Origin of the sequence: Nocardia sp. NPDC023733, assembly GCF_040639775.1 — a bacterium.
GTDB classification, from domain to species: domain Bacteria; phylum Actinomycetota; class Actinomycetes; order Mycobacteriales; family Mycobacteriaceae; genus Nocardia; species Nocardia rosealba.
The window spans coordinates 1,945,663-1,971,776 of sequence record NZ_JBFAAN010000001.1; the positions used below are offsets into that span (position 1 = coordinate 1,945,663).

The 26,114-nt window shown below is 67.5% G+C and carries 18 protein-coding genes; 10 read left to right on the forward strand and 8 right to left on the reverse strand.

Features of this window, described 5'->3' with window-relative positions; genetic code table 11:
• The first annotated feature begins 12 nt into the window (after positions 1–12).
• Genes AB0F86_RS09015 through AB0F86_RS09030 form a run of 4 tightly spaced genes read left to right on the forward strand, consistent with a single transcriptional unit; the run spans position 13 to position 11,889 of the window.
• Positions 13–6,456 carry a type I polyketide synthase gene (locus tag AB0F86_RS09015; protein WP_356983085.1) on the forward strand — a complete coding sequence of 2,148 codons (6,444 nt, stop codon included), beginning with the start codon at positions 13–15 and terminating at the stop codon, positions 6,454–6,456.
• 23 nt (positions 6,457–6,479) lie between these two features.
• The gene (locus tag AB0F86_RS09020; RefSeq protein ID WP_356983087.1) at positions 6,480–9,614 is read left to right on the forward strand and encodes a beta-ketoacyl synthase N-terminal-like domain-containing protein; all 3,135 of its coding nucleotides are present in this window, start codon (positions 6,480–6,482) and stop codon (positions 9,612–9,614) included.
• Positions 9,611–10,597, forward strand: a complete 987-nt coding sequence (locus AB0F86_RS09025) for an AfsA-related hotdog domain-containing protein (protein WP_356983088.1) — start codon at positions 9,611–9,613, stop codon at positions 10,595–10,597. The genes AB0F86_RS09020 and AB0F86_RS09025 overlap by 4 nt, the downstream gene beginning before the upstream one ends.
• Entirely contained in the window at positions 10,594–11,889 is a 1,296-nt protein-coding gene (locus tag AB0F86_RS09030) for an FAD-dependent oxidoreductase (protein WP_356983090.1), read from the forward strand. The genes AB0F86_RS09025 and AB0F86_RS09030 overlap by 4 nt, the downstream gene beginning before the upstream one ends.
• 7 nt (positions 11,890–11,896) lie before the next feature.
• Here AB0F86_RS09030 and AB0F86_RS09035 read toward each other — a convergent pair whose 3' ends face one another.
• The 6 genes from AB0F86_RS09035 to AB0F86_RS09060 all read right to left on the reverse strand — a co-directional run bounded on the left by AB0F86_RS09035 (position 11,897) and on the right by AB0F86_RS09060 (position 17,651).
• Positions 11,897–13,144 carry a PucR family transcriptional regulator gene (locus tag AB0F86_RS09035; protein WP_181699730.1) on the reverse strand — a complete coding sequence of 416 codons (1,248 nt, stop codon included), beginning with the start codon at positions 13,142–13,144 and terminating at the stop codon, positions 11,897–11,899.
• 261 nt (positions 13,145–13,405) lie between these two features.
• Entirely contained in the window at positions 13,406–13,630 is a 225-nt protein-coding gene (locus AB0F86_RS09040) for a hypothetical protein (RefSeq protein ID WP_356983092.1), read from the reverse strand.
• A 318-nt stretch (positions 13,631–13,948) separates the two neighbouring features.
• Positions 13,949–14,800: a sterol desaturase family protein gene (locus tag AB0F86_RS09045; RefSeq protein WP_356983093.1), complete on the reverse strand. Its 852-nt coding sequence runs from the start codon at positions 14,798–14,800 to the stop codon at positions 13,949–13,951.
• A 43-nt stretch (positions 14,801–14,843) separates the two neighbouring features.
• On the reverse strand, positions 14,844–15,608 hold the full coding sequence (locus AB0F86_RS09050; RefSeq protein ID WP_356983095.1) for an AraC family transcriptional regulator: 765 nt from the start codon (positions 15,606–15,608) through the stop codon (positions 14,844–14,846).
• An 11-nt stretch (positions 15,609–15,619) separates the two neighbouring features.
• Positions 15,620–16,759, reverse strand: a complete 1,140-nt coding sequence (locus AB0F86_RS09055) for a serine hydrolase domain-containing protein (protein ID WP_356983097.1) — start codon at positions 16,757–16,759, stop codon at positions 15,620–15,622.
• 46 nt (positions 16,760–16,805) lie between these two features.
• A complete protein-coding gene (locus AB0F86_RS09060) occupies positions 16,806–17,651 on the reverse strand; it encodes a helix-turn-helix domain-containing protein (RefSeq protein WP_356983098.1) in 846 nt (281 codons plus the stop codon).
• A 240-nt stretch (positions 17,652–17,891) separates the two neighbouring features.
• On the opposite strand from AB0F86_RS09060, the gene AB0F86_RS09065 reads away from it, so the two are divergent.
• Both AB0F86_RS09065 and AB0F86_RS09070 read left to right on the forward strand, forming a co-directional pair.
• A complete protein-coding gene (locus AB0F86_RS09065) occupies positions 17,892–19,199 on the forward strand; it encodes a hypothetical protein (protein ID WP_356983100.1) in 1,308 nt (435 codons plus the stop codon).
• The gene (locus AB0F86_RS09070; protein WP_356983102.1) at positions 19,196–20,524 is read left to right on the forward strand and encodes a PQQ-binding-like beta-propeller repeat protein; all 1,329 of its coding nucleotides are present in this window, start codon (positions 19,196–19,198) and stop codon (positions 20,522–20,524) included. Before AB0F86_RS09065 ends, AB0F86_RS09070 begins: the two co-directional genes overlap by 4 nt.
• A gap of 96 nt (positions 20,525–20,620) precedes the next feature.
• Here AB0F86_RS09070 and AB0F86_RS09075 read toward each other — a convergent pair whose 3' ends face one another.
• Positions 20,621–21,199: a GNAT family N-acetyltransferase gene (locus AB0F86_RS09075; RefSeq protein WP_356983104.1), complete on the reverse strand. Its 579-nt coding sequence runs from the start codon at positions 21,197–21,199 to the stop codon at positions 20,621–20,623.
• Positions 21,200–21,312: 113 nt separating this feature from the next.
• Here AB0F86_RS09075 and AB0F86_RS09080 point away from each other — a divergent pair, with 113 nt between their 5' ends.
• From AB0F86_RS09080 to AB0F86_RS09090, 3 genes are all read left to right on the forward strand, one after another.
• Positions 21,313–21,873 carry a TetR family transcriptional regulator gene (locus AB0F86_RS09080; RefSeq protein ID WP_356983106.1) on the forward strand — a complete coding sequence of 187 codons (561 nt, stop codon included), beginning with the start codon at positions 21,313–21,315 and terminating at the stop codon, positions 21,871–21,873.
• 304 nt (positions 21,874–22,177) lie between these two features.
• Positions 22,178–23,272, forward strand: coding sequence for an asparaginase (locus AB0F86_RS09085; protein ID WP_356983108.1), 1,095 nt, complete (start codon positions 22,178–22,180; stop codon positions 23,270–23,272).
• 213 nt (positions 23,273–23,485) lie between these two features.
• The gene (locus AB0F86_RS09090; RefSeq protein WP_356983110.1) at positions 23,486–23,971 is read left to right on the forward strand and encodes a hypothetical protein; all 486 of its coding nucleotides are present in this window, start codon (positions 23,486–23,488) and stop codon (positions 23,969–23,971) included.
• Between the two features lie 160 nt (positions 23,972–24,131).
• Here the strand turns inward: AB0F86_RS09090 and AB0F86_RS09095 are convergent, their stop codons facing one another.
• Positions 24,132–24,698 carry a TetR/AcrR family transcriptional regulator gene (locus tag AB0F86_RS09095; RefSeq protein ID WP_356983111.1) on the reverse strand — a complete coding sequence of 189 codons (567 nt, stop codon included), beginning with the start codon at positions 24,696–24,698 and terminating at the stop codon, positions 24,132–24,134.
• A gap of 39 nt (positions 24,699–24,737) precedes the next feature.
• Here AB0F86_RS09095 and AB0F86_RS09100 point away from each other — a divergent pair, with 39 nt between their 5' ends.
• Entirely contained in the window at positions 24,738–25,982 is a 1,245-nt protein-coding gene (locus tag AB0F86_RS09100; protein ID WP_356983112.1) for a KasA/KasB family beta-ketoacyl-ACP synthase, read from the forward strand.
• Positions 25,983–26,114 lie beyond the last annotated feature (132 nt).

A 26,114-nucleotide genomic window follows, 5' to 3' on the forward strand; every position in this document is an offset into this window, starting at 1 on the left:
GAGTCCTGCTCAATGGCCCGCGAAGACGAACTGCGCACATACATGAAGAAGGCGATCCGGGAATTGCAGACCACCCGGACGCGCCTCGACGAGCTCGAAGCGCAGGCGTGTGAACCGATTGCCATTGTCGGAATGGCGTGCCGGTATCCGGGTGGGATCAGTTCGCCCGAGCAGCTGTGGCAGGCGGTGCTGGATGGGCGTGACCTGGTGACCGAATGGCCGACCGATCGAGGCTGGGATGTGGCAGGGCTGTTCGATCCCGAACCAGGGGTCGCGGGCAAATCGTATGTGCGCACGGGCGGCTTCGTCGCGGGCGCCACCGCGTTCGACGCGAACTTCTTCGGTATCAGCCCGCGCGAAGCACTGGCGATGGACCCACAGCAACGATTGATACTCGAGACCGCGTGGGAGACCTTCGAACGGGCGGGCATCGACCCGACCACGGTGCGCGGAAGCGACACCGGTGTGTATGTCGGCCTCATGCCGGATGTGCAGGGCCCGTCTTCGCGCGATCTCGACGACCGGGTGCGCGAGCGCATCGAGAACTTCCTGATGACCGGGCAGGCCTCGAGCATCGCGTCGGGGCGGGTGGCCTATGTCCTCGGTTTGGAGGGTCCCGCTGTCACGGTCGATACAGCCTGCTCGTCGTCGCTGGTCGCGATCCATCAGGCCGTGCGGTCGCTGCGCGCCGGTGAGACGACCCTGGCGCTGGCCGGCGGTGTCACCGTGATGACCACCCCCGCGGCGTTCGTCGCGTTCTCCGCCCAGCGGGCGCTGGCGGCCGACGGTCGATGCAAATCCTTCGCGGCGGGGGCGGACGGCACGGCGTGGGGCGAGGGTGTCGGGATGCTGCTGCTCGAGCGGGCATCCGAGGCCCGCAGGCACGGACACCGGATCCTGGGGCTGATCCGTGGTACGGCGGTGAACTCCGACGGTGCGTCGAACGGTCTGACCGCACCGAACGGACGATCGCAGCAGCGCGTGATCCGCGCGGCGCTGGCGGACGCGGGTCTGCGCACCGACGAGGTGGATGTGGTCGAGGCGCACGGAACCGGCACGCGCCTCGGTGATCCGATCGAGGCGGAGGCGTTGCTCGCGACCTACGGGGCGGAACGCGACGACGAGCAGGCGCTGCTGCTGGGGTCGCTCAAGTCGAATATGGGGCACACGCAGGCCGCCGCGGGAGTAGGCGGGTTGATCAAGATGGTGATGGCGATGCGGCACGGCATGGTGCCGCCGACGTTGAATGTCGACGAACCGACCCCACACGCGGACTGGTCGTCGGGGGCAGTCCGGTTGGTGACCGAGGTCCGGCCGTGGCCTGCCGCGGGTCGTCCGCCGCGCGCCGCGGTGTCGTCGTTCGGCATCAGCGGCACCAACGCCCATGTGGTGATCGAACGGGGTGAGTACCCGGTCCAGCCTGCACGGGATGTCGTCCCGCCACCGGTAATTCCGTGGGTGGTCACCGCCCGGTCCGCGGATGCCGTTGCCGCCCAAGCCGCTGCCCTGCTCGACCAGCTCGCGACGGACCCTGCGGTCGAGCCCGTCGATATCGGGTTGTCGCTGCTCGATACGCGCGCTCGGTTCGAGCACCGAGCCGTCATCGCCGGGCGGAACCATGAGGAATTGACCGAGGGGCTGCGGGCGGTCGCGCAAGGCGGCGATGCGCGGAATGTGGTACGCGGCAGTGCGCATGCGGCCGTGTCTGCGGTGATGTTCCCTGGGCAAGGCACCCAGCGGACGGGGATGGGGCGGGAACTGTACGACGGCTATGCGGCCTATCGCGCCGCGTTCGACGCCGTTTGCGTCGAATTCGGCAACCACTGCGCGATTCCGGTGCGCGAACTGGTGCTCACCGAGGACTCCGGTGCGGCGCTCGACAGCACCGAGGTCGCGCAGATGGCACTGTTCGCCACCGAGGTGGCGATGTACCGGCTGGCCGAATCATGGGGGCTACGACCGGCTTTCGTCATGGGGCACTCCATCGGCGAGATCACTGCGGCCTATGTCGCCGGGGTCTGGTCCCTGGCCGATGCCTGCGCCTTGGTGGCCGCGCGGGGCAGGCTCATGCAGTCCGCTCCCGTGGGCGGTGCGATGGTGGCGGTCGCCGCGGATCCGGAGACCGTCGCCGATCTGGTCCGCCGCTACGACGATGTCGGTGTTGCGGCGGTGAACGGGCCTGCATCAGTAGTGGTTTCGGGCGCGGAGGCTCCGGTGTCCGCTCTCGCGGAACAGTTGGCCGCCGACGGTATCCGCACCACCCGGCTGCGGGTGAGCCACGCGTTCCACTCGCCACACATGGATGCCGTCCTCCCCGAATTCGCCGCGGTCTGCCGAGGGTTGACCTATCACCCACCGACTGTCCCGGTGATCTCGGCGCTCACCGGCAAGGTGGCCGAGGCGGCACAGTTGTGCTCCCCCGAGTACTGGGTGAGCCATCTCCGCGAACCGGTCCGATATCTGGACGCGGTGCGGTGGGCCCGGGAGCAGGGCGGCGTGAGTTGTTTCGCCGAGATGGGACCGGGCGCCGCGCTGACGGCGATGGTGCACGAGATCGCCGACGACGACACGGCGCTCACGGCGGCCGCGTTGCAGCGCCCGGGTATCGCCGGTGATCTCGCGTTCGTGGTGGGGTTGGCCGCGCTGCACTGCCAGGGCGCAGCCCTGGACCTGACCACACTGTTCGACGGCGCAGGCGCCCGCCCGGTGGATCTGCCCACCTACGCCTTCCAACGCGACCGGTTCTGGCTCGAGGTGGGCGAGCGCGGGAATGTCCGCGGCGCCGGGCTCGACGACGCCGAGCATCCGCTGCTCGGGGCGCAGGTCGGTCTCGCCGCCGACGGCGGGCTGCTGCTCACCGGCCAGCTGTCCTTGCGCACACACCCGTGGTTGTCCGGGCACCGGATCGCCGGATCGGTGCTGCTTCCGGGTACCGCGTTCATCGAACTCGCCTGGTACGCGGGCCGATCGGTGCAATGCCCGGTGGTCGGTGAACTCGTCCTCGAATCCCCGCTCGTGATTCCCGATACCGGGGCGGTGGACGTGCAAGTGCAGGTCGGACCGGCGGAGCAGTCCGGGCATCGGACACTCACCGTTTCCTCTCGTCCTCGAACGACATCGGCGCAAGAACTGCCGTGGACCGGGCACGCCACGGGCACGCTGCAACCGGTTGAAACCGTGGCTTCGGAGACGAAGGGGCCGTGGCCGCCCGTCGGCGCGGTCCTGGTCACCACGCACGACCCGTACGACGCGATGGCGACCGCAGGCTACGAATACGGCCCGGCTTTCCGCGGTCTCGGCCGGACCTGGCGGCACGGTGAGCAGGTGCTCGCCGAAGTAGCACTGCCCGAATCAGCCGCTGCCGACGCCACCGACTTCGGCCTGCACCCGGCGCTGCTCGATGCCGCCCTGCACGCGATGATCGCGACGGGCACAGTCGGGCCCACCGACTCCGGTGCGGTGAAGCTGCCGTTCGCGTGGGAAGGCGTCGCGCTGCACGCGGTGGGCGCGTCATCGCTGCGTGTTCGTCTCACACCGGTCGGTACCGACCGGATCCGTCTCGAGGTCAGCGACACGGCGGGCAAGCCGGTGGCCACCGCCCAATCGCTGGCCTTGCGCGCGATCCCGTCGGCAGCGCTGGGCCGACGCCCGGCCTCGGACGGCGGACTCTACGAAGTGAACTGGGTCGGCGTTGCCGCACCCGAACCCGATGCAGCCCAAGGCAACTGGGCCCCCGTGGACACGGCGCGCGGTGTTGTGGCCGAGCACTGTGCGGATAGCGAGCTGGTCGTCGTCCGGCTCGATCCGGCCGACCGATCCCAGCCGGTCGCCGAGCAGGTGAGCAATGCGCAGACCGCAGTGCGCGCCCTGCTCCTCGACGACGAATTCTCCGGGGCACTGATCGTCTTCGTCACCAGCGGCGCGGTCGCGGTCCACGGCGCCGAGGACGTCGACGACCTGGTAGGCGCCGCGGTGTGGGGTCTGCTGCGCACCGCGCAGAACGAACACCCGGGCCGGATCGCGCTGCTGGATCTCGACGACCCCGACGGCTACCGGGATGCCGCACGCCTGGCCGCCGGATCGACCACCGAGCCGCAGCTGGCCATCCGGCACGGCGAACTACAGGCACCACGCCTGGTTCGCGCCGGGGCGGACACGGTCGGGTCCACCGAAGCACTCCATGAGGGTCGATGGCAGCTCGTCGACCGTGGGCGCGGCACGCTGCACGGCGACAACATGGTGCTGGCCGCACAGCCCGAGAGCGTGCCGCTCGAGCCCGGCCAGCTGCGGATCGCGGTACGGGCGGCGGGCGTCAACTTCCGTGATGTGCTGATCGTGCTCGGGATGTATCCGATCCCCGATACCGCGATCGGTGGCGAGGGGGCGGGTGTGGTTGTCGAAATCGGCCCCGGTGTCACCGATTTCGCAGTCGGCGACGCGGTGATGGGCATCTTCACCGGTATCGGCGCGACGGCGGTGGCCGATCGGCGCACCGTGGTTCCGATGCCGACCGGCTGGTCCTTCCAGCAGGCGGCGGCCGCACCCATCGTGTTCGCCACCGCGTACTATTCGCTGGTCGATCTGGCCGAAGCGCGAGCGGGAGAGTCGCTGCTCATCCACGCCGCCACCGGTGGTGTCGGCATGGCCGCGGTGCAGCTCGCCCGGCATCTCGGACTGGACCTGTATGTCACCGCCAGCCCAGGCAAGTGGAATGCGTTGCGCGCGAACGGTTTCACCGACGGCCGTATCGCCAGCACCCGTACCACCGAGTTCAAGGACAAATTTCTCGAAGCGACCGGCGGGCGCGGCGTCGACGTCGTCCTCGATTCGCTGGCGGGCGACAAGGTGGACGCCTCGCTCGACCTGCTGCCGCGCGGTGGTCGGTTCATCGAGATGGGCCTGACCGACCTGCGGGACGCCGACGAGATCGCCCTCACCCACCCCGGCGTCCGGTACCGCAACTTCCTGCTGATGGATGCCGGACCCGACCGCCTGCGCGAGATCCTGACCGAACTACACACCCTGTTCGAATCCGGTGTCCTGCGGCCGCTTCCGGTGACCTCCTGGGATGTGCGGCGAGCGCCGGAAGCATTCCGGCAGCTCAGCCAGGCCCGCCACATCGGCAAGTACGTGCTGACGGTGCCCATCCCACTCGACCGTGACGGCACAGTCCTGGTGACCGGCGGCACCGGCGGACTCGGCGCACTGGCCGCCCGTCACCTGGTGTCCGGGTACGGCGCGCGGCGCCTGCTGTTGACCAGCCGTCGTGGCCCCGACGCCGACGGCGCCGCCGAACTCGCCGCCGAACTGTCCGCGCTCGGCGCCCACGTCGACATCACCGCGTGCGATGTGAGCGACCGCGACGCGCTCACCGCTCTGGTCGCCGCGATCCCCCCAGCGCATCCGCTGACCGCGGTGGTGCACACCGCCGGCGTCGTCGACGACGCGTTGTTCGCCGCTCAGACCCCCGAGCACCTCGCGAAGGTGTTCGGCCCGAAGGCCGACGCGGCCTGGCTACTGAACGAGGTGACCGAGGGCCGACCTCTGTCGATGTTCGTCATGTACTCCTCGATCTCCGGGCTGCTCGGCAATCCCGGTCAAGCGAACTATGCCGCGGCCAACGGCTTCCTCGACGCGCTGGCCCAGCACCGCAGACATCATGGCCTGCCCGCCACCGCCCTGGCGTGGGGGTTGTGGGAGCGCGGCACCGGAATCACCGGCCACCTCACCGAGCGGGATCTGCGCCGGATGCGCCGGGACGGCCTCGTGCCGCTCACCGACGACGACGGGCTGGCGCTGTTCGACAGCGCGTTGGCGACCGGCAGAGCGCTGGCGGTGCCCGCGCGGCTCGACCTCACCGCGCTCGGCTCGGTCGGTGACGACGAGTTGCCCGCGATGCTGCGGTCACTGCCACGCGGTCCGCGCCGCGCGGCCGGCGGGGGGTCCGACGAATCGGCGGCCCTGGTCACGAGCCTGTCCGGTCTGGACGCCGCCGAACAGGAGCGGGTGGTGCTCGGCGTGATCCGTGCACACGCCGCGGCGGTGCTCGGGCACGTCTCGGCGGAGGCGGTGCCGGCCGACACCGCCTTCACCGATCTGGGTTTCGACTCGCTGGGCGCCGTGGAATTCCGCAACCGCCTCGAAGCGGCCACCGGCGTGCGGCTGCGCACGACCATCGTCTTCGACTACCCCAATGCCGCGGCACTGGCCGAGTACCTGCGCACCGAGATCGCGCCGCTGGACGACCCGGTCGAACGGATCGCCGCGCAGCTCGACGCGCTCGCCGCGGGGTGGGCGGGCGTGGACCTGCCGCAGGACCGGGTCGGTGAACTGCTCGACCGGATCGACGCGCTCGCGCGCACCCTACGCGGCGGCGCGCACAGCGTGGTCGACAACATCGACGGCGCCGACGACGACGCCCTGTTCGACCTGATCGATCAGGTTCGCTCGGTCTGAGCCGAGGAGAAAGCGAGGATCCGATGGCCAACGAAGCGGAACTGCGCGCGTATCTCAAGCGCGCCACCCGGCAATTGCAGCAGACTCGTCAGGAGCTCGCCGACGAGCGGGCACGAACAACGGAACCGATCGCGATCGTCGGCATGTCGTGCCGGTTCCCCGGCGGAATCGACTCACCGGACGATCTGTGGCATGCACTGCTCGACGGGCGCGACCTGATCTCGGACTTCCCGGCCGACCGGGGCTGGGACATCGACGCGTTCTACGATCCCGACCCCGACAAGTTCGCCAAATCCTCTGTGCGCGAGGGTGGTTTCCTGACCGAGGCGGGCGAATTCGACGCCGGGTTCTTCGGGATCAGTCCGCGCGAGGCCGAAGCGATGGACCCGCAGCAACGCCTGCTGCTCGAGCTGGCCTGGGAATCGGTCGAGCACGCTCGCGTGGACCCGATGTCGTTGCGCGGCAGCGATACCGGCGTCTTCGTCGGCTTCAGCGACCAGGGATACGGGTTCGGTGCCAGTCAGGCCTGGGACGGCGCCGAGACCTACTACTTCACCGGCAACCACGCCTCGATGGCGGCGGGCCGGGTGGCCTATCTACTGGGGCTGGAAGGGCCTGCGGTGACCGTCGACACGGCCTGTTCGTCCTCGGCGGTCGCGATCCACCAGGCGATGCAGTCGTTGCGGCTGCGGGAATGCGCGATGGCCCTGGCCGGGGGTGTCACGGTGATGTCGACACCGATGCCGTTCGCGCTGTTCTCGCGTCAACGTGCGCTGGCACCGAACGGCAGGTGCAAATCCTTCGCCGCAGGCGCGGACGGCACCGCGTGGGGCGAGGGTGTCGGCTTCGTTGTGCTGGAACGCCTTTCGGACGCCCAGCGGGAGGGCCACCGGATCCTGGCTGTGCTGCGCGGGTCCGCGGTGAACAGCGACGGCGCGTCCAACGGCCTCACCGCGCCGCGCGGAACCGCGCAACAGCGCGTGATCCGGGCGGCGTTGTCGAACGCCGGGGTCGGCGCCGCCGAGGTCGACGTGGTCGAAGGGCACGGTACCGGCACCGTATTGGGCGACCCGGTGGAGGCCCAAGCCCTCCTAGCCACCTACGGCGCGCGTGACGGTGCGCCACCACTGCTGCTCGGTTCGGTGAAATCCAATATGGGACACACCCAGTCGGCGGCCGGGGTAGCCGGGCTGATCAAGATGGTGCAGGCGATCCGGCACGGCGTCGTCCCACCCACCCTGCACGTCGACGCACCGACCCCACATGCCGACTGGACCGGGGACCGGATCCGGCTCGCGCTGCGGCCACACCCCTGGCCGAGCACCGGACACGCGCGCCGAGCCGGGGTCTCCTCCTTCGGCATCAGCGGCACCAACGTCCATCTGATCGTCGAACAGGCACCCGAACCCGTAGCAGTACAGGCCGTTTCGGCACGGGCCGAACCTGCGGTCGTGCCGTGGCTGCTGTCGGCTCGCACCGCGGGTGCCCTGCGGGATCAGGCAGCTCGGTTACGCGCGGCCGTGACCGATTCCGGCCAGGACATCACCGACATCGCGTATTCGCTGGCGACCACCCGGGCGAGATTCGACCACCGCGCCGTCGTCGTGGCAGACAGCCGAGAAGGCCTGCTGGACGGCCTTGCCGTGGTCGCGGGTGAGCGCACCGGCGGTTCAGCGGTCATCGCCCGCCGCTCCCCCAGCGGGAAACTGGCGATGATGTTCTCCGGCCAGGGCGGACAGCTCGCGGGCAGTGGCCGTGAACTCTACGACACCTTCCCGGTGTTCGCGGCGGCGTTCGACACGGTGTGCGCCGGTTTCGACACTCACCTGGACCGCTCGCTGCGCGCGGTGCTGTTCGACGGTGAGGACCTGCTCCCCCGCACCGACTACACCCAGCCCGCGGTGTTCGCACTCCAGGTCGCACTGTTCCGCCTGCTCGAATCCTGGTGCACGACACCGGATTACGTCGTCGGACACTCCATCGGAGAACTCTCGGCGGCGCACGTAGCCGGGGTGTTGTCACTGGCGGACGCGGTCACCGTGGTCGCGGCACGCGGCAGGTTGATGCAACAGATGGCGCCGGGAGCGATGGTGTCCGTGCGAGCGTCCTACGCCGAGGTGCTGGCCTCGATCGCCGGACGGGAGCACGAAGTGTCGATCGCGGCGGCCAACGGACCCAACGCCACCGTGCTGGCAGGCGATATCGCCGCGGTCGGGGACCTCGGCCGACAGTGGCGCACCCGCGGGCGTCGCGTCACCCGGCTCGCCGTGGACCGCGGGTTCCATTCACCCCACGTCGCCGCGATCGTCGACGAGTTCCGCGCGGTCCTCGCGACGGTGCAGCTCCACGAGCCGCGTATCCCGTTGATCTCCACGTCGACAGGGACCGCGGCCGAACCGGGGCAGCTCACTTCGATCGAGCACTGGGTCCGTCAGGCCCGTGAGCCGGTGCGCTTCCACGACAGTGTGTTGCACCTGAACGACGCCGGTGTCGTCACCTATCTCGAGCTCGGCGCTGGTGACACGCTCGCCGGACTCGTCTACGAGGTGCTCGCAGACACCGGCTGCACCGCCGTGCCGATACTGCGACCCGGCACCAGTGAAGCTTCCTCGGTGGTGAAAGCCCTCGGCACGGCATGGGTTTCCGGCGCCGAGGTCGGATGGGAGGCACTGTGCGGGGACGGTGACGCGTCCACAGTCGACCTGCCGACCTACCCGTTCCAGCATCGCCGCTACTGGGTCGACACCGACAGCTCCGAGCTCGAACGCATGATCGGCGCGGCCGGCGCCGACATTGCGGGACAAAGCGCCCTCGGCCGTCACGACGCGCTCACGAGAACTCCCGGACCCGGGCGCCCGGACTTGCCGACCGTCCCCGAGAATCAGCGCACCGACTTCGCGACGCGCCTGGTGGTCGAGCAGATCCGCGAAATCCTCGTCGACCGCGCCGAAGACGAGCTCGACCTGGACGCGACCGTCCTCACGCTCGGGCTGACGTCGTTGTCGATCCTTGAGTTGCGCAGCCGTATCAACACTGCCGCCGCAGTGCATCTTTCGCTCGAAGATCTCTTCACCCATCCGACACCGAGGATGCTCGGCGTGCTGCTCGCCGAACGCATCTGGAGTACGGTCCCTGCTCACGAGGCGGTACTCGCGTGACAAGTTCCCTGTGGCCGGTGCGCGGCACGCTCGGCTTCGAACAACTCGTCCCCGCCGCATTGGCGCATCGACGAGGTCTCGCCGAGGTCTATGTCGCCGATACGGCCGTTGTCGGCGGCTCCGAATTCCTTGCCGCGGTACAGATTCCGCGCGCACATTCGCTGTGGTTCGATCGACTGGTCGCCTACCACGACCCTCTCTGCGCCGTCGAGGCCGTGCGCCAAGCACTTCTCGTCGTCGGGCAACGTCACCTCGGTGTGCCCGCCGACGCCCCGGCGAGCTTGCAGCGGATGGCATTCATGGTGGAAGACCTCAGCGCGTTCCGCGACAGCGAACGCTACCCGTTGGAGGGGCTCGTGCGGGTACGTCCGGGTGCCTTGGCCACCGGGCGCGACTACTACCAGGACGTGCCCTTCGATGCCATCTTCACCGTCGACGGTGCGCTGGCGATGACGTTGTCGGGCAGCGGGATCACCTTCCCCCGTGAGGACTACGACGAGTTCCGCGAACTGCAACGCCGCAACCGTGCGCAAGCTGCCGAGCCTGCACCGGATCCGGTGCGGCCTCTCCCACCTGAGCTCGTCGGGCGCCGCGACCCACGCAACGTCGTCCTCGGCCGGACCCCAACGCCCGAGCTGGTCGTCGTAGTCGACCGGAGTCATCCCAGTTTCTTCGACCACCAGTACGACCACGTCCCGGGTCCGTTGCTGCTCGAGGTCTTCCGGCAGGCGGCCGTCCTGGCCGCGAGCGAGGCCGGACTGCTCGATTCGCCGGCGGCCGCAGTGCTCGGCGTCGAGGCCCATTTCACCGATTTCGCCGAACTGGACGCGCCCATCACCTGCACCACCACCACTGCCGACACCGGACTCGACGGCATCGGCGTCGAGGTCACCCTGCACCAGCGCGGCGCCCGGATCGCTGTCGCGCTCGTCGAACTGGCGCCCTACCCCGTGCCGCCGGAACAGGAGCACAACCGATCATGAGCACGCCACAGAAGTTCGCGGTCGTCGGCGGCGGCCTGTCCGGCATCGGCGCCGCGTTCGCCCTGCACCGCGCCGGTCACACCGTGGAACTGCTCGAGCAGGACTCGACGCTCGGTGGACGCTGCGGTTTCGGCACGCTCGGTGGGACTCCGATCATGCTGGGCGGCAAAAATATCGGCCGTCGCTACCACGAGCTGCGCGCGTTCATCACCGCGTCCGGCGAACGTGCGTACGAGCCGTTCGGGATCAACAGCTCCCAGGTCGTCGACGGTCGGCTGGTGACGCTCGACAACCCGGGCATCGCCGGCTTCCTGCGCCATCTCCTGCGCACCGGATCGCCCATCGACGCGGCCCGCATGCTCTACTACGGTGCGCGCGTACGATTCGACGAACGCAACCGTTACCTCGACTCCGACTACTTCGGTCGCCTGGGCACTGCCGAAGACAGCGCCGCCCTCAGCACTCGATTCGGTCAACAGTTCAGCCGTACCGTCCTGCGCCCGTTGACCGTACGGCTCAATGCCGCAGAGCCGGACGAGGTGTATCTCGGCGCTTTCGGGGTGAGCCTGGGCATGGTGCAGGATCGCTACGACCAACTCGTCGACGGAATGCAACCGGTACTGGACTGGTTCGCCGACCAGGTACCGGTTCGCCTCCACACGCGAGTCGAACGCGTGGCGCTGCGCGAAGGCCGGGTGGTCGGGCTGGAAACCATGGAAAACGACGGTAGGACCACGTTTTCCAGCTATGACGGCGTCGTCCTCGCGACACCGGCGCACGCGTCCGCACGGCTGCTGGGCGAAGTTGCTCCGGCGCTCGGCAAGATGTTGAGCGAGGTCACCTATTATCCGTCGACGGTCGCAGTGGTGCAGTACGCGCGACCATTGTTCAGCAGTACCGTGCGATCGATCGCGTTCGATTCCGGGCCCTGCAGCGCGGCAGGCGTCTACGGCGTCAACGATCTCGACATCGTCCGCTACACCTTCAGCGGACGCGAGGCGCGGCCGCAGCCCGACCCAGCACAACTGGCGCGGTGGGTCGACGATGCCGAGGCCAAGGTATGCGGCCTGCTCGGCGGCCCGACCATCGAGCGACTACGCACCGAAACCCGCAGCTGGTCAGCAGCCCACTGCGCTTACCTACCCGACCACGCCGGATTCCGCGCCGGGCTGCGCGAACAGCTGCGCGCCGTCCCGGGGCTGCAACTGGCAGGTGACTATCTGCTCGGCGCCCAACTCGAAGCCTGTTACCGATCCGGGGTCGACGCGGCCAGTGCCCTGACGACGCGGTAGGCGGGCATCACGCAGCGCCCCGGGTGTGCACGAGATCATCGGCCAGCAGCGCGATGCGGGCCCGCAGAATTCCCTCCGCTGTCGTCAGATCGAGGTCGGTCAGGCTGCTCACCCGCCGCAACCGGTAATCGATGGTGTTGGGGTGCACATTGATCCGGCGGGCCGCAGCCTTGCGGTTGAGGCCCGTCGCCATATAGACCTTCAACGTTTCCAGCAATTCCGGGTAGTCGGTGAGCGGGGCGATCACAGCGGCGAGATGGTTGCGCGCAGGTCCGGGCCGGGTGAGCTGGTACTCGATCGCCAGATCCGACAGCTCGTACAGCCCAGCCGGTTTGGCGATGCCACGCACCAAATCGAGCAGCTCGTGCGCTTCCTCGGTGGCGGTGGGAATCCGCTCGGTCGTGGTATGCACCAGGGTCGCGGTGAGTTCCATACCGGCCAGGGCGCCGATCTCGGCCAGCACGGCGGCGGTCATCCGCGGCGAGTCCGGTTCGTCGGCCGGGATCAGCAAAGTCCCGCCCTTGGTACTCAGCAACGCCAGCGCCCGCGAGGCGAACACATCAGCCAGCGCCGCCTGCACCCGGCGCAATTTGCGGCGCGCGACCACCTGGGCGTCGACATTCGGGTCGAACTCCTCGGCCAGATCGGGAATCATCAGTGCGACAACCTGATACGAGCCGGCCACCCTGATTCCGGTCTGCCGGGTGAGCGCGCCGATGCCGTGCCCGCTCAGTAATGCCGAGACCACCGTCTGCGCACTGGTCTGATGCTCCTTGGCGACCTGGCGTTGCTCGTCGAGGTAGGCACTGGTCACCGTCGCGTTGATCATCTCGAGTGTCCGCAACAGCAGCCGGGTGCCCTCGACGAGCTCGGTCAGGTCCGCCGGGGTGACGTGCTCGGTGACGAGTTCGAAGCCGATCCTGAAGCCCTCGGCATAGGCACGGAGCAGGGTCCCCACCGGCACACCCTCCCGGGCGTACTGCGCCGCGGATGCCCGCAGCGCGGCCAACTGCTGTTCGGACGGAGACGCCCGCTTGTCCAGCATTTCCATCGCCAGGGCCAGGCAGTGCCGGGTGAATTCGGTGACGTCGCCGCGGATGGCCTCGCTCGGCAGCGTCATACACGGCATGAAATGCTCGGTGAAATAGGTGACCAGCCGCGGCACCAACTCGTCCGCGCTCCCCAGGAAACTCGATACCGGCCGACCGTCTGCAGTGAAAGGGTTGTGGGCCTGATCGATAGTTGAAGGGGTCATCGAGCACTCCGTTGTAACAGTCGGCAATGGACGATCGCGGGTTCTGTGTGAATCGCAACATAGCCACGCCTCAGCTGTGGTTACCGTACCCAGCAAATGCTCTGGTGGGCTCACGATGCCCCGGTATACCGTTTGTGTGGATTCACAGACTGTCTTGTACCGCAGCACAATGCACCAGTTCGAGCGCGGCCTCGACGGGTATGTAGGCTGCCGCGGCGCGTTTTGCCGAGCACTTGCTCGATTCGCGCTCGCGTCGGCGGTTCAGGAGACGACCAGCCGTTGTTGACGGCGCTGGTAGGACGGCGGATCCGTCGTGATCAGATCGCACCGGGTTCGCACCCATGTCGGGTTGTTCTGAATATGTCGATACGTGGGAGTGATGGCCACGGCGATCTGGTGGGTCTCGATGTAGTCGAGCAACGACTCGAGGTCCACATCCAGTAGACGCCGCTTCGATCGCTCGGAAAACATTGTCTGGAACTCCACAGCTTCGAGGAAAAATTCTTGAGAATCTCCCAGCGCCTACCGGGCAATTACACTTTCGCCCGCACCAACCCCCGCGGATCACGTTCGCGATCGGATTCGATTCAGAGACAAAGCAAGGGCTGATCCGATGTGAACTCTCGCAACATACGGATCAGGTCACCTACAACAACCCGCACGATTCGTATCGTCACAGACGCAGCCTTCGGGCGGCCGGTACCAACACCGCGAACAGACTCGTCCGCAGCACGGATCGCCCTTCCACCCTGCGGGCGGGTTTGTCCGACCCCGCACAAAGGTCGCGGTCACGCTGTCTGCTGCTCAGCGAGTGAACGGTTTCGCGAGTTGGGCGAGATAGCCGCTGGGGTAGTCGGGTTCGGCCGCCATACCGAGATCGGCGCTGGAAAACCGTCGGCTCGGGTCGTAGCTGTAGGTGCGCAGCAGGTGATCCCAGACGAGGGTGAACAGCCCGAAGTTGACGTCACCGATGCCTGCCCATTTGAGGTGGTGGAAGCGGTGGCCTTCGTTGAGCGCCAGAACGTATTTGAAGGGGCCGACGCGATAGTCGGCATTGGAGTGTTGCAGCAGCAGTTGCACCGCCACCGCCAGTGACAATGCCGCCGCGACCGGGACGGGGATCCCTGCCAGCAGCAGCGGGGTGACTCCGGCCGTCATCTCGATGGTCTGATGCAACGGGTGTTTCATGAGGCCGTTGAGCCCGTAGAACCGTTGCACACTGTGGTGTACCGCGTGGAAGCGCCACAGGATCGCGATCTTGTGACTCGCGTAGTGCGCCAGGGTGATCCCGAAGTCGGCGACGAGGATCGCGACCAGCACCTGAGCTACGAAAGGCCAACTGCCAGGCCAGATCCCGACGCCAGGGATCAGCGCGGCGAGCACCGGGATAGCGGCGACGCTGCCCAGGACCAGGATTTCGTTGACGACACCGTGCGCGGTGTCACGGCCGAAATCACCGTGGGAGGTATTCCAATCCGCCCGGTAGGGCAGGACCGCCTCGGCGGTGAACGACACAGCGACAGCGATGCCGAGCAGGGCGAGCAGCCAGAGTTTGTGGGCGCCGGTGGCGGCCACGGCGATACCCGCCCCGTTGATGCCGATCAGCATCAACGGGGCGTAGCCGTAGCGGATGAGTGAAGCAACGAGTGCGGACATGGATTCAGCGTCGCGCCCTGGTACCTGTCTCGGCTTGAAGAAATCAGCTGACCTGTGCCGGTGGCGGACGCCATCCGGTGGCGATGAGTGCTTCGGTCGGGGTGATACCGATCAACTCCCGACACGTACGGGTCAGGTGTGCGCTGTCGGCGAACCCGGCCGCATGGGCGGCCTCGGTCAGCGAACCGCCCTCGCGCACAACCGTGAAACCGCGTTGCAGCCGAGTCCAGCGCCGCCACGCCGCATATCCCGAGCCGACCTCGGCGGTGAACACATGCGCGAGCCGACTCGCCGACATCCCCACCCGGGCAGCGAGTTCGACCAACGACGGTGGTCCCCCTGGCCAACCGGCCGCGACGCGCAGCGCGTCGGCGACCGCCGGATGCGAGCGCCGCCGTGCAGCGCCGAGCGAATCGAGCGGGCTCTCGGGTGAACGCGGGGATGTCGCTGTGACCCAACTGGTGGCGGCTTCAAAGGGCAAGCCGGCCAAGCGAGCCAGCGCGGCGCGCGCGGTGGCGGAGTCGGGATCGAGGAAGGCCGCGAACCCGGATGTTCCGGGTTCCGCGGTGACCTGGTGGACAACACCGGGCGGGATGATCGCCGCCGTGGCGTGCGTTGCCTGCCCCTGTGCGTCGGTGAGAACGAGGCCACCACGGGCGACGAACAACACCTGAACCGCGGCATGAGCGTGCCGGTCGGCGTCGCCGATCCGGCCGGTGAACGCCATGAATCCGGGCGTGAACACCGCATCACCGCGCCACCGCGCAGCCGAATCCGAGGCGTGCGGCGGCGCGGTGACCCCTGCCATGATTCTCTCCGTCAGCGCGGTGACGGCCCGGGGCGTCCACCGGTCAGTGTTCGCAGGAGACCAGCGAAAGCGTCATCGATCGCGTGAGGTTGTGGTCGGCCCGACGGCGCCAGGGTGTTCCAGCGCTGGAGATTCAGCGCAACGGAGGCTTGGCGGGTTCGGTCGGCGCTGGTCAGGGAGATGGCGCCACCGCCCCAGACCGAGCCGTCGTGACCCCAGAAGGTGCCACGGCCGGGAACCTCCATCCGGTGCAGGCCGAGCCCGTAGTCGACGGTCTTGCCTTCGAAGGAGATCACCGCGACGGTGCGCTGCATCCGTTCCAGCATCGCGCGACTGATGATCTCACCGGCAAGGAGCAGATCGAAGAACCGGTTGAGGTCGGCGACGGTCGAGATCAGGGAAGCCGACGGGCCTACCCACGACATGTCGTAAACGCTGTAGTCGCGCGGCGGGTCGATCATGCCGAACCACGATTCGTAATGGTGGGAATGTGGTCCATCGATCTCGGAACCAGTGGGCAGTTCAGTATGGCGCAGACCGGCACGTTCGATGACATTTCGGGTGATGAACTTCTCCGCCGAAGTCGCCGTGACCGACTCCATCAGCCGACAAAGCAACAGGTAATTGGTGTTCGAGTACACCCCCGGCGGCTTGCCGGGGACGCCGACGGCCGGGGCGGCGACGCCCAACTCGATCAGCTCGTCCCAGTTGAACTTGCTGAACCTGTTGTCGTCCAAGCTTTCCGGTGTCGTCCTCGCCAGATCGGGGAACGCGGCCAGCGACGGGTAGGCGTGTGGAAGGTATTCGGCGAGACCACTGGTGTGGTTGATCAGCATCTCGACCGTGATCGCCGCACCGCGCTCGCCGGGGACCAGCTTCGGCAGATAGTGGCCGATCGGTGTATCGAGCCCGATCTCGCCGGCTTCGACCAGCTGCAGCACGGCCGCGGCGGTGAACGTCTTGGTGATACTGCCGACACGATGTCGCATATCGGCCGTCACCGGACGACCGGTGGCGAGGTCGGCGACCCCGGCAGCGCCGCGCCAGATCTGCTCACCGGCTCGCGCTTCGGCGAACACTCCCGGCACTCCGGCGCGATGCACCGCCTCGAGTGCGGCCTGTAGTTCGTCGGGATCAAAGGAATTACTCACGGCAGATGTCCTCTCGCGGTCGTCGCCTCGGCTGAGGCGAACACCACTATCGGCCGAGCGCACCCGTCGAGTATTGAGAAAATGTTCCCCAGGCCCGGTGGCGGTAGCGCGCGATATCGGGCAGATAACGCGTCGCGAGCACCCCGGGTGTGCTGCCCGCGAAGATGGACACATCCCGGTGCAAATGCGCCTGATCTGCGTAGCCGCCATCCGCGGCGACCTCGGCGGCGGATCGACCCGCCAGCAAACCGTCTACCGCACAACGGAATCGGACCAGCATCGCCGCACGTTTGGGAGTCAAGCCGATCTGCGACTCGAACCTCGACCAGAGACGTTTGCGGCTCCACCCGCACGACTGGGCGAGGTCGGCGACGCGTACCTGCCCCCGGGCGGCGAGTATGTCGTTCCAACAGGCGACCACCTCCGAGTCCGGCACCCGGCGCAGATCACTGTGTGTCAGAAACGATTTCGTCAGAGCGAACCGCTCATCCCAGTCCGTGGCAGCGGCCAGTGCGGCCCGCAGACGGCGAGCCGGTCCACCCCACAGTTCCTCTGCTCCGACCACGCCTGAACCCAGATCACGCGGGCTGACGCCCAAGAGCGAATAGGCGCGCACCGGCGACATGCGGATCTCGATGCACTCGGCTCGCGCGCAACGAACGCGCATCGCCGCGAGCGCGGGTCCGGCGACGAGTCCGGTCAACCTCTGCCGCCCGACGCCATCGTCGGCCACGAGCTCGGTATCGCCGAAATTGATCACCACGGTGACCGCCGGCGCCGCCGCGACGCGCAGGTCCAGGCCCTGCCCGATACGGAAGCCGAGGATCGCCGCCCCCACCCGCCCACCCTCGGACGGCCGCGCGAAATCCCATCCGGTGCCACCGAACTCCATTGCTCCCACCCAACCCAGGCTAGTGACGTCCACGACCATCTGGTCGGTCCACCTGATCGCCGATCTCCGCGACGGACTCCTAGCCGGCACCACGCAAGGCGGATGCGCAGTTGCCACAGACGTCGATCACCTGCGCCTGTACGAACTCCTGGGCTCGGGCGGGAGGAACCGAGATCTTCTACGCTCTGAGCCATCCGGACAGCGCCCGCGTATTGTCCGAGCCGTTCCCGAGGAGGCCGGATGCCGGACAAGATGCCAACGCGCGCGATTACGGGATGGACCGTCGCACTGTGGAGCTTCACGGCGGTGGCCGGTGGGGTGATCGTCGGAGGGCTTCTGCACGAGCCGGAACCCGAGCTCACCACCGCACCGCCCACCACCACCGTTTCCGTCACGCCCGAGGCAGAGCCGCCGACGCCGGTCCGGGTTCGTCCGTCCGTGACGTTCCCGACGCGGATTCCCGGCTGTTCGAGCGTCGAAGCACCGTCGTCCGACGAGACGTACGGCGCGGTCTTCGGCCCCGGCGAATACGACAATCCGGCCTATCCGTGGTTCTCGGGGCGGAAGGCTGTCGCGATGTCGACGGCACTGCGTGCTGCGCTCCCGACCGACGTGACGCTCGAATTCGGGTCGCCCGACCGATCACTGCTGTTCGAACCGATCCTCGGGAACCCCGACAGCCCGTTCGGCGGATTCACCGATGCGGGAGCGGACCTACGGCGCGGCGCGGGTGCCGGGTCGCTGTGGGTGACTGTCGAGCAGTCCGCAGAACCGGTCCCGGCGTGCACGGCGGGTTGGCTCGACGAGCGCCGAACCATGCCGGACGGTTCGACCGTCGACCTGCACGACACCTGGGAGGAGCTCGACGGTATCCGGACATTGTCACGCAGCGCCCAGGCCTATCGTCCCGACGGCAGCCGGATCATGGTCGTCTCCACCGACGCGCCGTCCGGGTCGATGCCGACCGGAACCGTGCCGCTCACCAAGGACGAACTGGTCGCGATCGTGCTCGCCGACGGGCTCGGTGTCGGCGATCCGATTCCGCCGGGCACGATCGAACCGCCGCCGCCTTGCCATGTGCGAGTAGACAATTCGCCGGTACTGGACGAAGCAGTGGCAGCACGGGTGAACGCGGCGCTGGCCGGCGCGCTCGACGGGATCAGCACGGACCGCCCGCTCGGCGATGTGCGACCCGACGACTTCGGTCGGGGCGGCCTGTGTCAGGCGGTTCGGGTCACGACGCCGGGGCAGCCCGCCACACTGACCGTGTCGATCGCCGCAGGACAACCGATGCCGAACACTGAACCCGAGCACGGCGGTTCCGCACGGACCGGCGCCGACGGCACCGTGATCGAAACCCACGAGGAATACTTCACCACCGCCGATCAATCCGGGCGCACCGCAGAAGAATTCGTGCGGACCGTCGTTCTCACCAAACCGGACGGCACCCGCATCGACGTCACCTGTCGCGCAGAAAGGCCGTCGTCACCGATGTCGTTCGATCAACTCGAGAAGATCGCTCTCGCACCGGGTTCGGTGACGCCGTGACGACGCCGGGACTACGTGGGCTCATCGTCGCCGCTGTCGCCGCGCTCGTCACCGGCATCGGGGCGGTGGTGGTGTTGTCGCAACCCGCAGATACCACTCGCAAGATCACCGGAACCAACAGTGCCGCACCGGGTCTGGCCTGGTCGGTGAGCGCGGCCGAGTTGTCCGGGTCGGCAGATGCGGTCTTCCGTTCGCCGGTGTTCGGCACCGAATTCGATTCGGGTAGTACAGGTTTCGTCTCGACCGACGACATCCTGGTGACCGTGGTCGGCACCGGGGACGCCTCGACCCTGTACGGCATCGATGCGTACGACGGGAGCATCCGCTGGCGTGCGCCCGCCGCCGATCTCGGTGGCTGCGCCGACGTGCCCGTCGACGGGCACCTGGTGTGCTTCACCGGGTTCGGCGCCGACGGTACGGCCGTGGTCGGCTACGACCTGTCCACGGGACAATCGACACGCACCCCGATCGACTGGTCTCCTTTCGCGATCGCCGCCACCCAGGACCGGGTGTATCTGGTGGAGGGCAACGCCGAAGACGATGACGTGCGGGTGCGAGCGGGCACGCTGCAGGACCCGGATCGGTTCTGGACCACGCAGTTCGCGCTGGGCGGCGCCTGGGAGGACGTGCTGATGGACATCATCATCGACGTCACGCACGGCCAGGGCGTGCTCGCGCTCAGCAGTGACCTGGCAGGCTTCGCCCTCGACACCGGTGCACCCACCTGGACCACCACCCGCACGGGCTGCGGCTGGTCGAGCGCCCTCGCGGGTGCGCTGGTGCGGCGCGTCTCCTGCGACACCGGCACCGACATCCTCGACCGCACCGGCAAGCCACTGGCGACGACCGAAACCCCCGGCCGCACCCTGCTCGATCAGCCCGCCGACGACACGATTCCCGTCGTCCTCGGCAACCACGCCTACGACCGCCGCACCGGCGCCACCGTGTGGACCTCCCCCGACCTGGAGGCCACTTCCACTTCGACACTGGTGGCCGTCGTCGATGACACTGCCCTCCTGGCCGACCCGGAAGCCCAAACGCTGACAGCCCTCGACATGCACACCGGCCACCGCCGCTGGCAACACCCCCAGTCCACCCTCATCGAAACCGTCGCCACCACCACCGACTCGATCGTCATCACCCACCCCAGCGGCCTCACCGCCCTCGACCCCACCACCGGCGAACCACTCTGGGACATCCCCTTCCGCGCCATCAACCCAGACCCCCACGCCCTCACCGCGGACAGCACGCCACTCCCCCAGCCCGACGACCGCCTCGTCTACGTCAGCGCCCGAACAGCCATCGGCCTACGCCCCCTGCCCTGACAACACAGATCCGAAGCGAGCAGGGTCGCATACGGTCGCGGCTGTCGGGTGATCGTGCGACCCGTATTGCGACGTCGGCCGCGCCTGGCACGCTCGCTAGGTCTCGCGACGGTGCATTCGCCATACGGACAGGCCACCGTCGAGCGTGATGTGGTCGACCACCGAGAACCCGAACCGTTGATACAGCGGGAGGTTTCGTTCGGTCGAGGTATCCAGCCAACAGGCATGCCCGGCTCGATCGAGTTCGGTCAGGCCATGTTTCATCAGTGCCGTGCCGAGGCCGGTTCCTCTGGATTGTGGTGTAGTACCGATGGTGGCCAGCAGCCAGGCGCCGTCGGGCACCGGCAGCGTCGACAGTCGTTCCTCGGCCACCATCAGGTGATCCAGGCGGTCGCCGTGCAGGTCCGCGATTTCGGCCGACACCGACGCGCTCGGCGCTGGGGTGTCGGGCGGTAGGAAAGCGATCACGCCATGGCCGGTGCTGTCGATGTAGGCCCTCCCGTGCGGAAGCGCCATGTGCTCGAGATAGATGCGCTGTAGCGATGAGATGCGTTGTAGGTGATCATCTTTCGCGACGCACCAATTCGTCCAGGGGTAGTCGACGAAGGCCTCGCCGAGTACTTGCGCGGCACGGTCGAGGTCTGGGGTGAACAAGGTTCGGATTGCAGTGGGCACAGTCAATTTGTACCCATGTACAAATTGGCTGTCCAGTCTATTTCCCGCTCGCGTACGATCGCACCCTGGCGTTCGGTGTCCGAGGCCGAACGAAACGTGCGTTGGAGAGATCGATGGCTTATCTGGCCCGCGCCGCGCGCCGTCATTCGATCGTCGAGGCGGCAGCCACGGTGGTGGCACGAGACGGACTGAGCGCGGTGACGGCGCGCACCGTCGCGAGCGAGCTCGGCGGCTCACAAGGACAGATTCACCATCACTTCTCCTCGACCGATGAACTCGCCGCCGAAGCGTGGCGGCAGTACGCGGCCCGCGAGATAGCCGCCTACCAGCACGCGGCCCTCGACCTCGAGCCGGCGGCCGCGCTTGCACTGTTCTTCTCCGACCTGGTCGGCGACGGCGAGGGGCACGCACTGGCTCGTTGGGCCGAGACCGGCGCGCACGCCCAACTGCGCGGCCCGGTCGCGAGCAGCTATGTCGAAACCCTCACGCAATTGACCGACGTCCTCACCGCCGTGATGTCCCGTGCCGTCGCCGATGCGACCCAGGCGCGAGCGGCTGCCGCTCGCCTGTTGATGCTCGGTGTCGGCCTCGCCGCAATTACCCGCATCACCGATGACCCGCCAGTGCCGGTCCGGACGGTCATGGCTTCCGCGATTCGCGCCGAAATCCCCTGACGGATACCTCGAGGCGTCGCCGTTAGGGGCTCCTGTCCGTCGCGAGTTGATGTGACGCAGTGACTTGGTCGTTGAACTGGGATGCGTCAGGTTTGTGGCAGCTATTGCCGTCGGTGTTCAGCCGGATTGCTGGCGGTTGGTCCCATCGATGCGGTGGTAGCGCTCAGTAGTCCTTCACGGACGAATCCGCAAGCGTTGCAGACGGTTTGAGAGACTGTGTTGCCGAGGCCGTACCTCGGTATCGGATCGAGGTACCACCGGGGAATGATGCGCTCGCGGACGGGGCGTTCGTAGCCTGACTCGCATGTCCACAGTCTCGAGGATCGCCGCGGTGATCGCTCTCGTCGGAACCGTCACCGGCACCGGAATCGTGCTCGGCTCAGCAGGTTATGCGCCCGCGCAGACAATGCAGCGGGTAGCGGTGATCGGTCTCGGCGGCACCATCGCCGGTACTTCCGACCGGCGCACGGATTTCGAAACCTATCGGCCCGGCACCCGCCCGATCGCCGAGCTCGTCGACTCGCTCCGTCCCGAGGTCGGCGATCTCGCGATGCTGTCGACCGAGGATTTCGGGCAGAAGGGGTCCGGCGACTACACCGTGGGCGACCTCTACGATCTGGCGCGGCTGGTCGAACGCCGTCTCGAAGATCACGACTCCGCCGTCATCAGCACAGGTTCGGCCACCATGGAGGAACTGAGCTACTTCCTCGATCTGACCGTCCGCAGCACGAAACCGGTCGTGGTGACCGGCGCGATGCGCCCCTGGTCCGCGCTCGGTAGCGACGGTCCGGCCAACCTGTACAACGCGATTCGCCTGGCGGCGAGCAACCGGACCACCTGTTTCGGCACGGTCGTCACCCTCAACGATCAGATCTTCCCGGCCCGCGACGCCACGAAGACCGATTCGGCGCGGGTGAACACCTTCACCACCCGCGAGTACGGCGACCTCGGCACCATCGACCAGGCGGGTATCCGCCTGCAACGCGCCCCGGCCCGCGTCCGACACTGCGCCGATCAGGCCAACTGGGCCACGCCGTTCGACCTGACCATGATGGACGGCGACACCCTCCCCCGTGTCGATATCGCCTACAGCTATCTCGGTGCTCCCGCCGCACCCATCACCGCGGCCGTCGCGGCGGGCGCCAAGGGCATCGTCTTCGCGGGCACGCCCGCACCCGACCAGGCGACCGCTGCGATGGCGACCGAGGGCGTCACTTTGGTCGCCACCAACGCCTACGGCTCCGGCGCGGTCACCGTCGACCCGAAGATCGGCGTCGTCAGCGGTGGCGACCTCGCCCCCAAGAAGGCGCGCGTACTGCTCCTGCTGATCCTGGCCAGAACTGCCGACCACGACCAGATCACGGCCTGGTTCCACGCGTACGGCAACCAACAGTTCTGAGCGCCTCCGGGAATGGAGTTCCTCGGTCGGTCGCTACCTGGTTCCGGAGGACGCCTAATCACCTGTCGGCTCGGTTCGGTGACCGGCTCTTTGTCGGTCGTCGTCACCAGCGGCAAAAATTGACGTCATAGCGCATCTGGTCTCGGCCCCGTCGGCCCGTGTGGGACACGAAATCAAGCTGCGTTTAGATGAGCCGGCTGACAGGATGCCAGGATGGCGGATCTGCAGTGGGACGAAGTCAAGAACTTCTTCGACCCGCACCTGATGGGGACACTTCCGGACGTGTCCGTCGCTTCCACCTCGGCCGAGGATTGGCAGGCGGTGTTCGACATGGTCCGGTCGGAGGGCTGGGCCTGGGAGTACTCCGAGGGCGATATTGCGCGGCGGTTGCCGTCCGGCGCTGAATTCTTATCGCGCCCTGCTGATGCTGAGATAGCCCAACTGCGCGTCTGGCCCACCCCAGATGTGCTGGTGATCTTTCGTCCGTGGTCTGCGACGGAGATCGACTTCGACGTCGACCTCCGCCAGCTGCAGGGCCAGGCGGGAGTGGACACCCTGTGTGGCTTCCTGTGCGCGGTCGGCCGGCGACTGGGCAAACCGGTATTGATGGGCGCAGAGGGCGGCTCCCCACCTCCGGTGCTCGGTTTCGACCCGGCCGCCGATCGCGTAGTACTGCTGGCCGATCCAGAGTTCACCTGAACTTCGTTCTGCACGAACGGGGTTCACGCACACGAATCAGCTCACCGCAACAGAGATTCCGACGTCAGCATTCATCGAACAGTGACGTCGGAGATTACCGACCACCCGGTTCGGGCGGCGCCCGTGGTGGCAGATGTGGTGGTCACCGCAACCCTACGACCTATCGGTCGGACGGCAAGACCGCGTTGATCAGGGCGCGGGCTGCGTGGCCAGTGCGTTCCCGGTCGCCCGTGATCACACGGTCTTGAATGATGCCCCGCAGTCCCGAGACCAGAAGCGTCGCCACCACTTCAGGCTCTCGAGCCAATCCGGTCCTGCGCAGCGCCGCTGCGAGTTCGCCGACAAAGGTCGCGATCGCGGTATTCGCATAGTCCTGGTACGGCGATTCCGGAGCACACGCGGCACCGAGCACCTGCAACAGCACCCGCACGCTGTCTGCCTCCGCGCCGTCGGAATTCAGGTCGAAGAAGCCGACGAGCCGATCGCGTAGCTGCGCGGGTTCGACCACGTCGGCGAATACCGCGGCCAGGTCTGGTCGCTGTGTGGCCAGAGCCTGGACCAGTAATTCTTCCTTGGTGTCGAAGTAGTAGATCAGCATCCGCGAACTGGTCCCGAGGGCGGCGGCCAGCGGGCGCAGGGACAGTTCGGTCAAACCGTGCGAAGCGATATACGCGACGACACCGGCCAACAGCTCAGCGCGTTTGCGGTGGTCGAGGGGACGGGCCATAGGTTGACTGTACCGACTGCTACAGGTATTCATGACGGCATGAATGTACCGATCGCTTCAGAAACCGCGGAAGGCGTGGTGGTGACCGCGTATGCGGCAACCACCGCACTCGCCGACACCATGGACGAGACCTGGTCACGTCTGCTGCGCGGCGAGAGCGGCATCCGTGCACTGCCTGCGGAGTTCCTCGCCGAGCACGATCTGCCGGTGCGGATCGGCGGACCACTGGTCACCTCACCCGATACCGAGCTGACGCGAATCGAACAGCGTAGGAATTCCTACGTCGAACGCATGGCTCTCGTCCTAGGAAGGCAGGTCTGGCAGGCAGCGGGCGCCCCGGAAGTCGACCGCGAGCGCCTCGCTGTCGCCATCGGCACCGGCCTCGGCGGCGGTGACGCGCTGATCGATGCCGTCGACGCGATGCGGGCTGGCGGCTACCGCAAGGTCTCTCCGCTGGCCGTACCGATGGTGATGCCCAACGGCCCTGCCGCCACCGTCGGGCTCGAAATCGGAGCGCAGGGTGGTGTTTTCGCACCGGTCTCAGCCTGCTCGTCGGGATCGGAAGCGATCGCGCACGCATGGCGGCTGATCCGCACCGGTGAGGCCGACGTGGTGGTCACCGGTGGCGTCGAAGGACACATCGACCCTGTCCCCATCGCGGGCTTCGCGATGATGCGGGCGATGAGTACCCGCAACAACGAGCCCGAGCGCGCCTCCCGGCCCTTCGATCGCGACCGTGACGGCTTCGTCTTCGGGGAAGCGGGCGCGCTACTCGTGCTCGAATCCGAGCGGCACGCGAAAGCACGAGGCGCGCAGATCCATGCCAAGGTGCTCGGTGCCGGCATCACCTCCGACGCCTTCCACATCGTCGCCTCCGACCCCGCTGGCACCGGAGCCGCACGGGCGATGCGCAAAGCGATTCACGCTGCCGGACTGCGTGTTTCCGATATCGACCACGTGAACGCGCACGCGACGTCGACACCGATCGGTGATGCCTCCGAAGCAGCCGCTATCACCGCCGTCACTCCTGATGCGTCGGTGTATGCACCGAAATCAGCGCTAGGGCATTCGATCGGCGCGGTCGGCGCGGTCGAATCGGTCCTCACGATCCTGACCTTGCGTGAGCAAATCGTCCCGGCCACCCTGAACTTCGAAAATCCCGACCCGGCGATCGATCTCGACATCGTCGCGGGCGCGCCACGATCACAGCGAATCGACTACGCACTCAACAACTCATTCGGATTCGGCGGCCACAACGTCGCGCTCGCATTCGGCAAACCATAGTGGAAGTGGGCGCGGTGGCTGCGCCGCCCAGCGTCGTGTCGATGTCGCGCAGCCTTTCGACCGTGCTGACCAAGTAGATGATCTGTTCGAGCCGGACCATTCCGCGGCGGTCTCGCGTCGGACCGGCGCGCG

Bases quoted from the DNA above. Each gene is read 5' to 3' on its own strand.
- AB0F86_RS09060 (WP_356983098.1), bottom strand. From the start codon at position 17,651: ATGGAGTTCGGTGGCACCGGATGGGATTTCGCGCGGCCGTCCGAGGGT.
- AB0F86_RS09065 (WP_356983100.1), top strand. From the start codon at position 17,892: ATGCCGGACAAGATGCCAACGCGCGCGATTACGGGATGGACCGTCGCA.
- AB0F86_RS09050 (WP_356983095.1), bottom strand. From the start codon at position 15,608: ATGGCAGGGGTCACCGCGCCGCCGCACGCCTCGGATTCGGCTGCGCGG.
- AB0F86_RS09020 (WP_356983087.1), top strand. From the start codon at position 6,480: ATGGCCAACGAAGCGGAACTGCGCGCGTATCTCAAGCGCGCCACCCGG.
- AB0F86_RS09045 (WP_356983093.1), bottom strand. From the start codon at position 14,800: ATGTCCGCACTCGTTGCTTCACTCATCCGCTACGGCTACGCCCCGTTG.
- AB0F86_RS09100 (WP_356983112.1), top strand. From the start codon at position 24,738: ATGAATGTACCGATCGCTTCAGAAACCGCGGAAGGCGTGGTGGTGACC.
- AB0F86_RS09015 (WP_356983085.1), top strand. From the start codon at position 13: ATGGCCCGCGAAGACGAACTGCGCACATACATGAAGAAGGCGATCCGG.
- AB0F86_RS09085 (WP_356983108.1), top strand. From the start codon at position 22,178: ATGTCCACAGTCTCGAGGATCGCCGCGGTGATCGCTCTCGTCGGAACC.
- AB0F86_RS09080 (WP_356983106.1), top strand. From the start codon at position 21,313: ATGGCTTATCTGGCCCGCGCCGCGCGCCGTCATTCGATCGTCGAGGCG.
- AB0F86_RS09090 (WP_356983110.1), top strand. From the start codon at position 23,486: ATGGCGGATCTGCAGTGGGACGAAGTCAAGAACTTCTTCGACCCGCAC.
- AB0F86_RS09030 (WP_356983090.1), top strand. From the start codon at position 10,594: ATGAGCACGCCACAGAAGTTCGCGGTCGTCGGCGGCGGCCTGTCCGGC.
- AB0F86_RS09095 (WP_356983111.1), bottom strand. From the start codon at position 24,698: ATGGCCCGTCCCCTCGACCACCGCAAACGCGCTGAGCTGTTGGCCGGT.
- AB0F86_RS09035 (WP_181699730.1), bottom strand. From the start codon at position 13,144: ATGACCCCTTCAACTATCGATCAGGCCCACAACCCTTTCACTGCAGAC.